At 53.3% G+C, this 15,015-nt stretch carries 16 protein-coding genes and 1 riboswitch; of the genes, 1 reads left to right on the top strand and 15 read right to left on the bottom strand.

The features are described 5' to 3' along the window. Positions 1-118: 118 nt before the first annotated feature. From ytfJ to ribD, 9 genes are all read right to left on the bottom strand, one after another. Positions 119-613 carry a GerW family sporulation protein gene (gene ytfJ / locus MYS68_RS08245; RefSeq protein WP_248925374.1) on the bottom strand — a complete coding sequence of 165 codons (495 nt, stop codon included), beginning with the start codon at positions 611-613 and terminating at the stop codon, positions 119-121. A gap of 70 nt (positions 614-683) precedes the next feature. Further along, positions 684-1,346 (bottom strand): DUF2953 domain-containing protein, encoded by a 663-nt coding sequence (locus tag MYS68_RS08240; protein ID WP_248925373.1) that lies wholly within the window; start codon positions 1,344-1,346, stop codon positions 684-686. Between the two features lie 167 nt (positions 1,347-1,513). Beyond that, positions 1,514-2,122, bottom strand: a complete 609-nt coding sequence (gene scpB / locus MYS68_RS08235) for an SMC-Scp complex subunit ScpB (RefSeq protein ID WP_248925372.1) — start codon at positions 2,120-2,122, stop codon at positions 1,514-1,516. Next, on the bottom strand, positions 2,091-2,876 hold the full coding sequence (locus tag MYS68_RS08230; RefSeq protein WP_248925371.1) for a segregation and condensation protein A: 786 nt from the start codon (positions 2,874-2,876) through the stop codon (positions 2,091-2,093). The genes scpB and MYS68_RS08230 overlap by 32 nt, the downstream gene beginning before the upstream one ends. Before the next feature lie 49 nt (positions 2,877-2,925). Next, entirely contained in the window at positions 2,926-3,573 is a 648-nt protein-coding gene (locus MYS68_RS08225; protein ID WP_248925370.1) for a site-2 protease family protein, read from the bottom strand. After that, complete coding sequence (gene ribH, locus MYS68_RS08220; RefSeq protein ID WP_248925369.1) at positions 3,570-4,037, bottom strand: 6,7-dimethyl-8-ribityllumazine synthase; 468 nt, start codon at positions 4,035-4,037, stop codon at positions 3,570-3,572. Before ribH ends, MYS68_RS08225 begins: the two co-directional genes overlap by 4 nt. Positions 4,038-4,076: 39 nt before the next feature. After that, a complete protein-coding gene (locus MYS68_RS08215) occupies positions 4,077-5,288 on the bottom strand; it encodes a bifunctional 3,4-dihydroxy-2-butanone-4-phosphate synthase/GTP cyclohydrolase II (protein ID WP_248925368.1) in 1,212 nt (403 codons plus the stop codon). A gap of 41 nt (positions 5,289-5,329) precedes the next feature. Beyond that, positions 5,330-5,992: a riboflavin synthase gene (gene ribE / locus MYS68_RS08210; RefSeq protein ID WP_248925367.1), complete on the bottom strand. Its 663-nt coding sequence runs from the start codon at positions 5,990-5,992 to the stop codon at positions 5,330-5,332. A 6-nt stretch (positions 5,993-5,998) separates the two neighbouring features. Beyond that, entirely contained in the window at positions 5,999-7,108 is a 1,110-nt protein-coding gene (ribD, locus tag MYS68_RS08205) for a bifunctional diaminohydroxyphosphoribosylaminopyrimidine deaminase/5-amino-6-(5-phosphoribosylamino)uracil reductase RibD (RefSeq protein ID WP_248925366.1), read from the bottom strand. Positions 7,109-7,337: 229 nt separating this feature from the next. Further along, positions 7,338-7,516, bottom strand: a riboswitch (FMN riboswitch). Between the two features lie 200 nt (positions 7,517-7,716). Between ribD and MYS68_RS08200 the strand changes: the two genes are divergently transcribed. Continuing rightward, on the top strand, positions 7,717-8,379 hold the full coding sequence (locus MYS68_RS08200) for a hypothetical protein (RefSeq protein ID WP_248925365.1): 663 nt from the start codon (positions 7,717-7,719) through the stop codon (positions 8,377-8,379). A gap of 109 nt (positions 8,380-8,488) precedes the next feature. On the opposite strand, the gene MYS68_RS08195 is transcribed toward MYS68_RS08200, so the two are convergent. The 6 genes from MYS68_RS08195 to MYS68_RS08170 form a co-directional block, all read right to left on the bottom strand. Beyond that, positions 8,489-8,926: a peptidylprolyl isomerase gene (locus MYS68_RS08195; protein ID WP_248925364.1), complete on the bottom strand. Its 438-nt coding sequence runs from the start codon at positions 8,924-8,926 to the stop codon at positions 8,489-8,491. Positions 8,927-9,056: 130 nt separating this feature from the next. Beyond that, positions 9,057-10,508: a SulP family inorganic anion transporter gene (locus MYS68_RS08190; protein ID WP_248930848.1), complete on the bottom strand. Its 1,452-nt coding sequence runs from the start codon at positions 10,506-10,508 to the stop codon at positions 9,057-9,059. Positions 10,509-10,724: 216 nt separating this feature from the next. Then, on the bottom strand, positions 10,725-12,065 hold the full coding sequence (gene lysA, locus MYS68_RS08185) for a diaminopimelate decarboxylase (RefSeq protein WP_248925363.1): 1,341 nt from the start codon (positions 12,063-12,065) through the stop codon (positions 10,725-10,727). Positions 12,066-12,212: 147 nt separating this feature from the next. Continuing rightward, positions 12,213-13,847 carry a spore germination protein gene (locus tag MYS68_RS08180; protein WP_248925362.1) on the bottom strand — a complete coding sequence of 545 codons (1,635 nt, stop codon included), beginning with the start codon at positions 13,845-13,847 and terminating at the stop codon, positions 12,213-12,215. Positions 13,848-13,863: 16 nt separating this feature from the next. Beyond that, positions 13,864-14,283, bottom strand: a complete 420-nt coding sequence (locus MYS68_RS08175; protein WP_248930847.1) for a stage V sporulation protein AB — start codon at positions 14,281-14,283, stop codon at positions 13,864-13,866. Then, a complete protein-coding gene (locus MYS68_RS08170; RefSeq protein ID WP_248925361.1) occupies positions 14,283-14,942 on the bottom strand; it encodes a stage V sporulation protein AA in 660 nt (219 codons plus the stop codon). The genes MYS68_RS08175 and MYS68_RS08170 overlap by 1 nt, the downstream gene beginning before the upstream one ends. Positions 14,943-15,015 lie beyond the last annotated feature (73 nt).

Genomic DNA, 15,015 nt, shown 5'->3' with positions numbered 1-15,015 from the left:
CAACCTTTTTCTTATGTTTCTCTCTCTGTTTATTATTATCGCTCAAAACGGCCCGATTCTCAAAGAGAGGTTGCTGGAAAGAGTAGCACTAACTGGAACGGGACTTTCGGCTTAGTAATTAAACGATAAAGTTTTGATTTTCGATATTCGTGATTTGAGCGCCGCTCGAGGAAGATTCCGAAACATTCGTTGCGCCGGCCTTGTTGCCTTTGATCATGCTCTGAATTTTGTCGACAACGGCAGGTGCCGAATCAATCAGGCGCTCAAGAATGTGCGTTTGATTGTCAAGCGGCACTACTTTCACGCCCTGCTGGCCGACGACCAGAAAAGCGATTGGCGTAATCGATACCCCGCCGCCGCTGCCGCCGCCGAAAGGAAGAGATACGACCGCATTATGGGCATCGTTTTTACCGTTGTTTTGCCCTGTTTGCGGTTCGTCGGTCACAAACTCGCTGCCGCCCGCCGCAAAGCCGAACCCCACCTTGGAGATCGGCAAAATAACGCTGCCGTCCGGCGTTTCCACAGGATCGCCGACAATCGTATTGACGTCGACCATTTCCTTGATATTTTCCATCGCGGTCTTCATCAGACCTTGTATCGGATGTTCAGCCATAATAGGTCCTCCTCTGTATAATTCATTTTGCAACCTAAGTTTGCCCTAATGTCGAAGTTAATATGAGCTTCTAGGCTTTAAACAAAATGTGCTGCCATTTTTGCGGTCCGCCCTTTACTTTCATAATGCGATACAGGAGCATAACACCGGCGCAAGCCGCATGCCACATGCGAATTTTGGCCACCCACAAGGCATTGGTGGAAAAATGGGTTTCGTTAAACTGGGGAATGACGGCGATTTGCGGCTTCGTGCGAAGCTGCAAATATTGAAACACAAAACCGAGCAGCGACGATTTCAGTCCCCAAACGACGCCGGTCGTGACCGCGGTATCGGCCGCATCGCCCACTCCGAGCCGCGTTTCCCATCTAAGCTTGGTACATTTGACATGGGCAAGCACGCCTTTAAGCCACTCGTTAAGCTGAAATGTATAGCGGACAAGCTCCTTGAGATTCCGAAACGCCTGTTTGATCTTCTCCGCCGTAACGTGCTCTTCCCCTTTGCCGGCGAACCCTGTCCCGCCTTGTTCCATTTGGAGCATGACCCCCTGCGCAAAGCCTTTGAATTTAACCATCGGAATTTCAAAGCGAAGCTTAAGAAGCCCGAACAAAGCGGTGATTTTCACTTCGAACTGATCGTTATTGTTCACTCTGGAAGAAGTGATTTGAACGGTTATATGACTGAGCATCACCAATACTGCCAGCAAAACAACGACGGATGCGATCCAAATCCACACAGACGCTAACCTCCCGTGTATAAAACAAATCCCCAGTAGCGTGGTTGGCCTAACGAAAAAAACTCCGATCAAGGAATCTTGTTCCTTATCCTCGGAGTTAGTATGACCTGAGTTTGGCAAACGATGCAGTGTCTGCATTCCCAAAAAATGCATTTCGGCTCGGCTTGTTACGATTCCGCCGCGACGTCTTCGATCGTTATTTGTTTCGCGTCGAGCTTTTCGAACAGCAGCCGTGTTTCTTCTTCCAGATTATGATCGTTTTCGAACAGTGAAGTATCCGGCAGTTCGGCGATATCGCCAAGAGCAAAATAATCGAGAAACGCCTTGGTCGTGCCATATAAAATCGGTCGGCCCGGAGCATCGGCCCGGTCCACCTCTTGAATCAAATCTTTGGCCACGAGCGTTTGCAGCGCCCTGTCCGATTTAACGCCCCGTATTTCTTCGATCTCCACACGCGTAATCGGCTGCTTGTATGCGATGATCGCCAGCGTTTCCAACGCCGCCTGGGACAAAGCCGAACGCGTCGGCGAATAAGCGAGGCGCTCGAAATAGGGAGCGTGCTCGGGAATGGTAGCAAGCTGGTACGCGCCCGCGAGCTCGACGATTTGAATGCCGCGGCCGGCCCGCTTAAACTCCGCCTGCATGTCCCTTATAAGATCTTTGACAAAATCCGCCCCCACTTCCAGCACGTCCGCCAATTGTTTGGCCTCGAGGCCTTCGTCTCCGGCAACGAACAGCAGGCCTTCAATAGCCGACTTCATCTGCTGAAAATCCATTAAGCTCTTCCCCTTCTTTTGCCTGAATCACGATATCGTCAAACAGCTTATGCTGATGGCATTCGATTTTTTTCATTTTCATCAATTCCAGAAGCGCCAAAAAGGTTACGACGATGTCATCGCGGGTCGTATCTTCTCCGAGCAGCTTGGAGAAAAGAACTTTACCGCCTTGCTCCAGCAAATAGTCGACAACCTGCCGCATCCGGTCTTTGACGGAGATTTCATCCTTGCGGATCCGCGCCACCGTATTGCGCGTCGCCATTCGCTTCATCGCCTTCTGGAAGGCACGCACGAGGTCGGCTACCTGAAGGCCGCGTACCGGATTCGGGTCCTCCGCCGGCATATAAGGCGTGAGGTCCTCCGGCTCCCGGGTATAAATCAGGCTGCGCTCCAGCTCCTTATCGCGCAAATGATCGGCGATCGACTTGTATTTGCGGTATTCGATCAATTTCTGAACGAGCTCGGCCCGTGGGTCGTATTCCTCGTCTTCGTAATAATCGTCAAATTCGTTTTCAATCACGGGAGGCTTGGGCAGAAGCATCTTGCTTTTGATCGACAGCAGCGTGGCGGCCATGACGAGAAACTCGCTCGTCACCTCAAGCTCCAGCTCCTGCATCGACTGCAAGTACTCCAAGTATTGGTCGGTAATCTCTTTGATCGGAATGTTATAAATATCAATTTCCGCTTTGTCGATCAAATGCAACAGCAGATCAAGGGGGCCCTCGAAAACTTGAAGCTTGTATGTAACTTTCACGTACTAAAGTAACCCCCTTGACGGATGATGTATGATGGTGCGGCGGGTGTTACATCGGAAAAGCGAATATATTCATAACCCACTGCGCGATATATTGGTAAACCCGCTCCAGAAGAGACTGGCCGACGGGACTTATAAACAAAATCAGGGTGACGATCAAGCCGAACTTTTCGTATTTTTGCCAAAAAGGCTGCGCCGCAGGCGGCAGGATCGTTTTCAGCATGCCTGCTCCGTCCAACGGATAAAAAGGAAGTATATGCACGACGCCGTACATGAGATTGACAATGATGCAGTATTGCAAAACGCCTCGTAGTGCCGCGATCCATGCCGAATTCGGCATGTCGGCACCTGCAACCGCGGGCAAAGAAAAGTAAAGCCACCAGAAAAACATGCCGAGCAGCAGGCTGGCAGCGGGCCCGGCGGCGTAAACGAGCAGCCGCTCGCGGCGGCGCTGTGCAGCGACGGGGAGCGGCTTCGTCCAGCCGTAAGGCCCGAACAGCAGCATGGCAAGCCCGAGCGCATCGATATGCGCCAGCGGGTTCAAGCTGAGCCGCCCCTGCTCGCGCGCCGTCCTGTCGCCGACGGCCAAAGCCGCGGCGCTATGAACGGCATCGTGAACGGTGGCGGCGATGAGAAAAGCGATCACACGGAACAGCAGAGTGTCCGTGTGAAAATAATAGGCTAACGCGGCAATCATGGCAGCTGCTTGGTCAGATTGGCCATCTCGATCGCGGTTACGGCCGCTTCCCAGCCTTTGTTGCCGGCCTTCGTGCCGGCCCGCTCCACCGCTTGCTCGATCGAATCGGTCGTCAGCACGCCGAATACGGTCGGCACGCCGGTTTTCAGGCCGATTGCGGCGACGCCTTTGGCAGCCTCGTTGCAGACGTAGTCAAAATGCGGCGTAGATCCGCGGATGACGGCGCCGAGCGTAATGACGGCGTCGTATTTCTTGCTTTCCGCCATTTTTTGCGCGATCAGCGGAATTTCAAAGGCGCCGGGCACCCACGCCACCTCGATATCGTCTTCATTTGCGCCGTGCCGCTTGAGCGCATCGAGCGCACCGCTCAGCAGCTTGCCGGTAATGAACTCGTTGAAGCGGCCGACGACGATTCCGTATTTCAAATTATTCGAGACCAAGTGTCCTTCGTAATATTTTACCATTGTGCAAACATCCCTTCGTCTATTTAAGTAAAGTTGTTGTTAAATCTCAAATTTGAGCATATGTCCGAGCTTCTCTTGTTTCGTATGCAAATATTTGCTGTTGTCTTCGTTCTCTTCCATCTGGATCGGCACGCGCTCCACCACTTCCAGTCCGTAGCCTTCGAGGCCTCGGATTTTGCGCGGATTGTTCGTCATCAGCCGGATTTTCCGGATGCCCAGATCTTTCAAAATTTGCGCGCCGATGCCGTAATCGCGCAAATCCGGAGCGAACCCCAATTTAATATTCGCGTCGACCGTGTCCAATCCCTGCTCTTGCAGCTTATAAGCTTTCAATTTGTTGATCAAACCGATGCCGCGGCCTTCCTGCCTCATGTAGAGTAACACACCGGACCCCGCTTCATCAATCTGTTTTAATGCAGCGGCAAGCTGGGGACCGCAATCGCAGCGGTGCGAATGGAAGACGTCGCCGGTGAGACATTCGGAATGTACCCTAACGAGGGTCGGACGATCCGGGTCGATTTTGCCCTTGACGAGCGCCACGTGCTCCTTGCTGTCGACCATATTCGAATAGGCGATCGCATGGAACGATCCGAAGTCTGTTGGCAGCTTCACCTCCACCTCGCGATTCACGAGCTTCTCCTTTTGGTTGCGGTAGTGGATCAAGTCGCGGATCGTAATGATTTTCAGATCGTGTTCGCGGCTGATTTCCATGAGCTCCGGCACCCTGGCCATCTCCCCGTCCTCCTTGATCACCTCGCAGATGACCGCAGCCGGATACGATCCGCACATGCGGGCGAGATCGATCGCGGCTTCCGTATGTCCGGCGCGGCGCAGCACGCCGCCGTTTTTCGCAATCAGCGGAAAAATGTGCCCCGGACGGCGAAAATGCTGCGGTCTCGCCTGCGGATCGATCAGCGCCTTGACGGTGCGCGCCCGCTCGAATGCGGAGATGCCCGTGCTCGTCTCCACATGGTCCACCGAAACGGTGAACGCCGTGCCGTGGTAGTCGGTGTTTTTCGCGACCATCAGCGGCAAATCAAGCTCCTGCGCCCGTTCCTCGGTAATCGGAACGCAGACGAGCCCGCGGCCCTCCTTGATCATAAAGTTGATCACTTCGGGCGTCGCCTTGTCGGCCAACGCAATGAAGTCGCCTTCGTTTTCGCGGTCTTCGTCGTCTACGGCGATGATCACTTTGCCGAGCATCAAATCGTAAATCGCTTCTTCAATCGAATGAAACTTGATTTCTCCCATGCCTATCTCACCTGGCCTCTCTATATAGTAATTGCTTGAACTTACATAAACCCGTGCTCCGCCAAAAACGAAGCGGTCAGCCTGCCGGTCGGAGCGGCGCTCTCGCCGGGCTGCCTGCTGAGCAGCAGCTTTTCTATATATTTGCCCAGAACGTCGCACTCCAAATTGACTTCGTCGCCAGGCTGCTTCCACTTCAGCACCGTTTGCGCGAGCGTATGCGGAATGATGGACACGGTCAGGGAAGAGTCCGTCACCTGCACAACGGTGAGGCTGATCCCGTCTATCGTGATCGACCCGTGCGGGATGACGTATTTGAGCGCCGCCGGGTCGGCGGGCTCCACCGTATAGACCACCGCGTTTTCCTCAGGGATGCGCGAGCGAATCGTCCCTGTCGTATCCACATGCCCCTGCACGATATGGCCTCCGAATCGTCCTTGAGCGGACATCGCCCGCTCCAGGTTGACCGGTTCGCCGACGGCGAGCTTGCGCAGGTTCGTGCGCCGGAACGTTTCCGGCATGACGTCGACGGTAATCGAATCGCTGTCAAATGCGATGACGGTCAGACAGACGCCGTTAACCGCAATGCTGTCGCCAAGATGAACGTCCTCGAGGATCCGTTTCGCCCCGATCGACAGCACCATCGCTTGCCCTTGCCGGGAAATGCGCCGCATGGCGCCGATTTCTTCTATAATGCCGGTAAACATATATGGTTACACCTCTCTTTCGTAGCGGGGATAACCGCTGATGCATAAATCTTTGCCGAACTGCTCGACCGTGACGCGATCCAGCTCGAGCGCCTCGCTCATCCGTTCGAAGCCTGCGAATCGGAAAGTTCCGGGCGCGTCATACCCGCCGATCAGCTTCGGAGCGAAAAACAGCACCAGCTTGTCGACCAGCTGCTGAGTCAGCATCGCGCCGTTCAGCGTCCCGCCGCCTTCGAGCAAAATCGAGCCGATTTCGCGCTCGCCAAGCCGCTTCATCGCCTGAGGCAGATCGACCTGCGGCCCGCTTCCGCTGATCAGCACCGTGACGCCGAGCTCCTGCAGCCGCCGCGCTTTGTCGCCCGGCGCTTGCTCAGTCGCCAGCACGATCGTTTCCGACGTGCGGTCCGTGACCAGCTTCGCCTCCGGAGGGATGCGCAGCAGCGAATCGACGACGATGCGCACCGGATGCAGCCCCGGCACCGTCAGCCGCGTCGTCAGCTGCGGATCGTCGTGCAGCACCGTGCCGATGCCGACCATGATCGCCTGGTGACGGTGGCGCAGCGTGTGGACATAGGCGCGGGCCGCTTCGCCGGTGATCCACTTGCTGTCGCCTGTTTTCGCGGCGATTTTGCCGTCGAGCGTGCTAGCCGTCTTCAGCGTGACGAACGGCAGCTTGCTGACGATGTACTTGTTAAACATTTCGTTCAGCTTCACTGCTTCCTGCTCCAGCAGCCCGACCTCGACCTCGATGCCGTGGCTGCGCAGCTTCGCGATGCCTTCTCCGGCAACGAGCGGATTCGGGTCTTTGCAAGCGACGACGACCCGCTTCACCTTCTCGCGGATGAGCCGGTCGCAGCACGGCGGCGTCCGGCCGTGATGGCTGCACGGCTCAAGCGTCACATAGGCGGTGGCGCCTTCCGCCTGGTCGCCCGCCATATTCAGCGCATGCACTTCCGCATGGGCGGTACCCCGCTGCAGATGGGCACCCATGCCGACGATCCGCCCGTCTTTGACGACGACGCAGCCGACATTCGGGTTGATGCCCGTCTGCCCCGCGGGTCCGGCCGCGAGCTGAAGCGCCAGTCTCATATAGTATTCATCGTTTAACAGCTCCAACTTATCCCCTCCCTTGCCGGTTGCAAAATGAGAATAAAATGCAAAAAAGCCGCCTTTTTGTACAAAGGGGCTTCAGGGAGCAGCACGAAAAAATGCGGAAACAGAGCCTCTGTTTGCCTGTACTAAAAAACACAAAAACAATAAATCCAGGCACGGCAAACACCTCTACCGCACTTACGGCGCTTTTGTGAAAAAAAGTACATAACAAACCCGGCTGTCATTCCGAATTTTTTTCCTTCTCCCATCCAGACTATACTGTCGGTCTCGGAGTTGCACCGAGTCCACCGGCCGCATGTTGCAAACGCGGCACGGGTCACGGACTGAACGGCCGCCACGCGAAAGAACCAATCTTTCACAGGTGGCCATATCACCGCCGGTGGGGAATTGCACCCCGCCCCGAAGGAAACGTATTGATTTTTAGCTTTATTGCATAGTATACCTATTCAAGCAAGATATGTCTACTTCGTCATGAAAAATTTTCATCTTATTTATTTCACTAATCGTTCACGCATCGATAAACGTAAGCTCTCGCCGATATCATTTGCTGCACTGAACACCGTCCGTGTATGATTAAGTAAATATTTGTTTGCCCCAAGGAGGGGATATAAATGACTTGGTATTATCCTGCCGGCTTATTGGACACTCCCGTAGCCCCCGGAAACATTAGCGAAATGGAAATAAATAAGGTTAGCTCAACGGAAGCAGTGAACGATATTTCCTATATCGCTCAATATTATTGTTTCAGCGCTTTAGCTGCCGGCAAACATGCTTTTATCCAAATTCCTGTCCATTCAAACGAAAATTGCGATATTATTATGAAACAAATTGCCCCACATTTTAATGATATTCGGATAATAACTTATGCGAAGAAGGTTACAGAAATTAATTTAATGTCAATTAAGGAAAGTACCGCAGCCATTGTTAGTAAATCAATTGCCGAACATAATTTTAATCAAATTGCGTACGAAATGTTTGGCGATAAATTCAGTGATGATGATGCACCGCCCAAACCAAGAACGCTAAATTGGTTTTCGGTTCATTTAGATCAAATAACTAAGCTTGATATGGATATAAATCAAGAGTCGCTGGCCCGTTTTCCCCAACAAAGTCACCTTGTTAAGGGCGACAGTTTTGGCGTTTATGTCAATGAGTGGATATTTGAAGATGCAATAAAAGATAAGTTGGCGATTCGATTTTTAGCTTCCTTTTGCAAATCGCTGCAATTTGCTGTAGACGCAAACAACAAAGTTACTGAACTTAGATGCTTCTAAGCAAGGAACGGACGATAGTTACCATTCTTTCCAAACGAACCCATGTTTTACATCTCCAAACAAAAAAGACAACCTCCGAAAAAAAATGAAGGTTGTCCTTGCAGCGCTATTATTCTTCCCAAACTTTCACTTCGGACATTTTGTCGCCCGGCTTCACGGCATCGATAAATTCCATCCCTTTGGTCACTTTGCCGAATACGGTATGCTGCTTGTCCAAATGCGGCTGCGGCTGATAGCAGATGTAAAATTGGCTGCCTCCCGTATTGCGTCCGGCATGAGCCATAGCAAGCGTACCGCGCTCGTGCTTGCTGACGTTTGTGTCGACTTCGCAGTTGATCGTGTAGCCCGGTCCTCCCGTTCCGTTGCCTCTCGGGCAGCCGCCTTGAGCGACAAACCCCGGGATGACGCGGTGGAAGGTCAGGCCGTTATAGAAACCTTCGTTCGCCAGCTTTTCAAAGTTGGCTACCGTGTTCGGCGCCTCCTCCGGAAAGAAATCGATATGCACTTCTCCGCCCTTTTCAAGGGTAATTTTACCTTTTTTGGCCATTTGGATGCTCCTTTATAAAAAAATTTATGCAATTGTTATTCTACACCAATTGCGCCGATAATCAAAATCGGGTGGCGTAACCTCGTATATACAAAAAGCGCTTCGGACCGGCCGAAGCGCCTCTTTGTCTTTAATGACCGGACGTTGCCGCCAGACCGATCCGGTCCACCAGCTTCCGGCTCTCCTCGTTTAAGCCGGCGATCGACGCTTTTTTGCCCAGCTGCTCGTATTTGGCGACCACCTTGGCTATGGCGGTGACCGCCGAATGATCCCAAACGTGCGAAGCGCCGAAATCGATGATGACGGAATCCGGATCGTTTTTATAATCAAACAAATCGACAAAATGCAGCATCGTCCCGAAGAAAAGCTGCCCGGTGATGCGGTACACCTTTGCTCCGTTGTTTTCCAACGATGCCTGAGCCTTGATTTTCGCCGACCGCCAGCCGAAGATCAGCGCGCTTAGTACGACGCCCGATACAACGCCGATCGCCAGATCCGACGTCGCCACCACAATCGCCACCGTAACGACCATAACGAGTGCGTCGCTGCGCGGGATTTTGGTCAGGTTACGAAGCGATCCCCAATCAAACGTACCGATAGACACCATAAACATGACGCCAACAAGTGCGGCCATCGGAATTTGTTTGACAACATTGCCCAGCACCATGATCAAAAACAGCAGAAACACGCCGGCGACGAAGGTGGATAACCGCGTTCTTCCTCCTGATTTTACGTTGATAACCGTTTGTCCGATCATGGCACAGCCGGCCATCCCGCCGAAAAAGCCGCATACGATATTGGCGATGCCTTGGCCCTTGACTTCCTTGTTTTTATCGCTTTTGGTTTCCGTCATTTCGTCAACGATCGTAGCGGTCATCAGCGACTCCGTAATGCCGACCACCGCCAGCGCCAACGAAAACGGCAAGATGCTCCATATAACCTGAAAGGACAACGTTATGTCCGGAACATGGAAAAACGGCAAAGCCTGCCTAATTTCGCCCATATCGCCGACCGTGCGCAAATCCAGGTCAAGTGTGACGGAAATAACCGTCATCACGATAATCGCGACAAGCGCCGACGGCACGGCCCTCGTAAGCAGCGGCAGCAAGTACACGATGGCCAGCGTCCCCGCCACCATGGCGTACATTTGCCAGTTTGCTCCTTGGAAGTTCGGAAGCTGGGCCATAAAAATAATGATCGCCAGCGCATTGACAAAACCGGTGACTACGGATTGCGGAATGAACGTTATAAACTTGCCGAACCGAAGCAAACCCATTACATATTGTATGATGCCGGTCAAAATCGTCGCTGCGAACAAATATTCGATGCCGTATTTGGCGATAATCGGTCCCATCAGCGATGCCATCGCCCCGGTAGCCGCCGAAATCATCCCCGGCCTGCCCCCTACGATAGATATCGTCACGGCGATGCAAAACGATGCGTACAAGCCGACCATCGGGTCCACCCCCGCCAAAATGGAGAAGGCAATCGCTTCCGGAATTAGCGCCAAAGCTACGGTCATGCCGGAAAGCACGTCCCTTCGGATGTTGGAGAACCAGGCGTTTTTCAGTTTTTGATACAGCAAAATAAGCTCCACTCCTCTATCTCTATTTTAGGTCCGTTCGCATTAGGAAGATCAGAAGGCAGTTTCAATGACTTTTCACTTTCAGAAAAGTCGGGTCCGATAGTCAACGGGTTTTATTATACATAAAATGTGCATGTTTCTCCATCCTTTTTCCCAAAATTGGTTCGAAAAAAAGAAGCCCTCCCGAAATGGAAGGACTCCTGCTTAAAAAAATCAAGCTTGTTGCACCGACTTCACGACCTGCTTCATCCGGTCAGGAATGACGTCGTTGCCGACGATGTCGTCGTAAGACTCACGTTTGACGACGACGTCCGCCTGCCCGTCTTTTACGAAAACGACGGCAGGACGGCGAATGCGGTTATAGTTGCTTGCCATCGCATAGTTATAAGCACCCGTGCAGGCAACCGCGAGAATGTCACCGGAGCTGACGCGCGGCAGCTCGATGTCCCAGATCAGCATGTCGCCGCTCTCGCAGCATTTGCCGGCGATCGATACAACCTCTTCGTTCGCATCGCCCGCGCGGTTGGCCAGCATCCCTTCGTATTGCGCCTGGTACAGCGCCGGACGCGGATTGTCCGTCATTCCTCCGTCTACGGATACGTACTTGCGCACTCCCGGAATATCTTTGAACGTGCCTACCGTGTACAGCGTCGTGCCGGCATCGCCGACGATGCTGCGGCCCGGCTCGATCCATATTTCCGGCACCGGGTAGCCGAAGCGTCCGAATTCCGTTTTTACCGAGCTGACGATCGCGCCGACATAATCGGATACCGGCAGTGGCGTATCGCCTTCGACGTAACGGATGCCGAATCCGCCGCCGAGGTTGATCACCTTGAACGTGACGTTCAGCTCATCGCGCACTTTCGCGGCAAAAGCAACGACTTTCTCCGCCGCGGCCTGGAAGCCGGCTACCTCGAAAATTTGCGAGCCGATATGGGAATGCACGCCGAGCAGCTCCACATGCTCAAGCTTCAAAGCTTCCTCCACGGCGCGGTAAGCCGCCCCGTTCCCCATGTCGAATCCGAATTTCGAATCGATCTGTCCGGTCGAAATGAATTCATGCGTATGCGCTTCGACGCCCGGCGTAATGCGGAACAGCATTTTGGCTTTGACCCGCTTCTCCCCGGCCAGCGCATTCAGCATATGCAGCTCCACGAAGTTGTCGACGACGAAGCAGCCGATCTTCGCATCGAGCGCCATCTCGATCTCGTGAGGCGTCTTGTTGTTGCCGTGAAAATGAATGCGCTCCGCCGGAAATCCGGCCTGCAGCGCCGTATGCAGCTCGCCGTCGGACACGACGTCCAGCGACATGCCCTCTTCCTCGACGATCCGGCACATCGCCATCGTGCAAAACGCTTTGCTCGCGTATGCGACTTCGAATTTCAATCCCGATGTCCGGAACGCGTCCACGAATTCGCGGCAGCGGCGGCGGATGAGCGCTTCGTCCATCACGTACAGCGGCGTGCCGAACGTTTTCGCCAAATCGACCGCATCGCAGCCGCCGATTTCCAAATGGCCTTTATCGTTAATTTTGCTCGTACCGTGCATGTACATAAAAAGTTTCTCCTCTACCATGACGTTAAAAAAGGACCCAAATGCATTAATATTAAGGTATCATATGGGGCGGAAACTGACAACAGACGAAAAGAAGCCATCTCCATGAAAAGCAAGGAAACGGCCCCTTTTTCCGTAAAAAAGGTTCTATCGTTGACGCGTGTTGTCCAGCGTCTTCGTGATGCTGAGACGGGTTTTCATCGCAAGGAACGGCCTGCGAATGAGGATATCGTAAAAGGCCGGCGCATTAAAGGGGATAAACGGCCACATGTAAGGAGTGTTGTAAGACCTTTGCACCGTCAGATAAACGACCCAAAGCGTCGAGGCGACAACAAGTCCCGGAATTTTAAAAATCGCCGTCGCGATCAGCAAAATAAGCCGGGTAATCCTGTTGGCCAAACTTAGCTCATAGCTTGGCGTGGCGAAGGTGCCGATGGCCGCAACGGCCAAATACAAGATGACCTCGTTGACGAACAATCCCGTTTTCACGGCAATTTCGCCAATCAAGATCGCGGCGATCAGGCCCATCGCGGTCGACAGCGGTGTCGGCGTATGGACGGCGGCCATCCTCATCAGATCGGTGCCGATTTCGGCGAGCACGAACTGCACGAGCAGCGGCAGATGGTAATCCTGCGAAGGTCCGATGAACTCAAGCCCCGGCGGCTTAAGCCCCGGGTTTGTGACCATCAGAAACCACAGCGGCAGCAAAAATAACGAGGCCAGCATCCCGGTATAGCGGACCCACCGCAAATAAGTGCCGACCGTCGGATTTTGCCGGTATTCCTCCGCATGCTGCACATGGTGAAAAAACGTCGTCGGCAAAATCATCGCCGAAGGCGACGTATCGACGATGATCACGACATGGCCTTCGAGCAGATGAGCCGCGGCCACGTCCGGCCGTTCCGAATACCGTACCAGCGGATACGGACTCCAGCCCTTGCCGATAATCGCTTCCTCCAGCTGCTTCTCGGCCATCGGCAATCCATCCGCTTTTACGCCTTTGATTTTATCCCTCACCGCCTCGACCAGATCCGTATCGACGATGTCCTGTATGTATGCCATGCATACATCCGTCTTCGAACGGTTGCCGACCGAGAGCATCTCGAACATCACCCTCGGGTCGCGAAGCCTTCTGCGGATAAGCGTAACGTTCGTCAACAGTGTTTCGACAAAACCGTCCCGAGCACCGCGCACGACCCGCTCCAAATCAGGCTCTTTTGTCGAGCGGACCGGATACGTTTTGGCGTCGATCGTGATGGCATGCGTCTCGCCTTCAAAGAAAAACGCCGCTTCGCCGCGGTTTACATTTTCCACGACCTCGGTCATCTTGGCGACCTTTTTCACTTGAATGTGCGGTATCAACTTCTCCAGAAACAACTCGAACGTTTCGTCGCTTTTTTTCGTTTCTTCGGCATAGCTGAGCCTTTCGAGCACGTCCACAAGCACGATGTCTTTGGCAAATCCGTTAAAATACAACAGCCCGGTTTTCGTGCCGCCGAATACCATTTCGCGGAACACGACGTCGAAGCTTTTGTTCAGTCCGATCTGCTCTTCCAGCGTTCTTTTCACTTCTCCGATGTCGGGCGAAATGCGCTCCGTTTCTTTCAGCCTGAGCTCCTCGCGGGTCAAAATTTCGGAAGGATCTTTACTTCTCGCTTTGCCGGAAGGCAAAATGTTGCCTTCGCTGTCAATTTCCAGCCGTTCGTCTTTTTCCGGATGACCCGGTTTCTCTCTCGACGGTTCGCCTCGCTTAAGCACTGCCCGCTTCGCCAATTTTTTCATCGGAATCCTCCTTGTCCTAATAATAGATCAGCCAATCGAACAATGAGCCGAATACTTTGCCGAAGATCATCGCCATCAGCAGCCACACCATGACGGATTCCATCCCGATCCGCTTCGCCAAAATCGGCAGCACGTTAATGACCTCCGTTAGCGCTGCGGCCAGCATACCGATAAAGCATCCGGCAAACAAACCGACCAGTACGGTGCACATTGGAAAAAGCGGCATCTTCCAATCGAAAAAATCAGTCAGCGTCCAGAACACGGAACCCGCCACGACAGCTCCCTCATATGTCCGAATGTACAGGTGAGTGTCGGTCAGCTGCGTTAGCCGGGGAATGACGTCGAGTACGACCAGAAACGCCACCATCCCGCTGCCTACGGCTATCCCGCCGGCGATTCCGATCAGCGCAAGCATGATGTCCGCGATCCATTCCATCAAGGCGCACCCGCCTTGTTAACCGCCTTCTCTTCGTGAACCTTGTCATGCAGCTTGCCGTATTCTTCGGTGATGACGTAATGATTGACGCTCTCTTGGTACATAAACATTTCCACCTCGAGCGGACTCGGTTCTTCGTTGAACTTTTTTTTGAACAAATGGTTGAAAAATACGACCATCCCGATGCCGATGCCGATCGAATACGGAATTTGCAGCAGCAGCGGATGATCGACCCACTTGCCCGTCAGCAGCTGGTAAATGCGCCGGTGCACCGTAAGCATGCTGACATCTGCATGAAAATTCATAATCGCCAGCCCCGAGCCGATGAAAAGCAGGAAGCACACGAGGGCGATGACGATCAAGTGGGGCCGCTTGATCTCCTTGTACACTTCCACCAACGTATGCGGTTCACCGAAATGTTCAATTTGCATAAAAGGGAAGATGGCCTTGACTTTCTCAACGATGAGCAGCATGTCGATGAGAATCAGGTTGCCGTCCTGCTCCTTGGGGCTGTGCAGCGGCAGATGCTGCAAATCGCGCTCATATTCGGGAGGAGCGACTATTTGCGCAACGGATCCAAGATAAATCGCGGCTCCTTGCGGAAGCCGGATTCTTTTTCTTAAACGAACATACAGCGTGGGGTTGGACACTTCCGGCATGTTTCTTCCCCCTCCACTATGGCTTGGTATATATGACATAGTATGCTAACCGTGGGGCCGGTCTAGTCATGGA

The sequence above is a fragment of the Paenibacillus hamazuiensis genome (assembly GCF_023276405.1).
Lineage (GTDB): Bacteria > Bacillota > Bacilli > Paenibacillales > NBRC-103111 > Paenibacillus_AF > Paenibacillus_AF hamazuiensis.
Note: the sequence above shows the minus strand (reverse complement) of the source record. Positions and strands in the feature narration are given on the sequence as shown.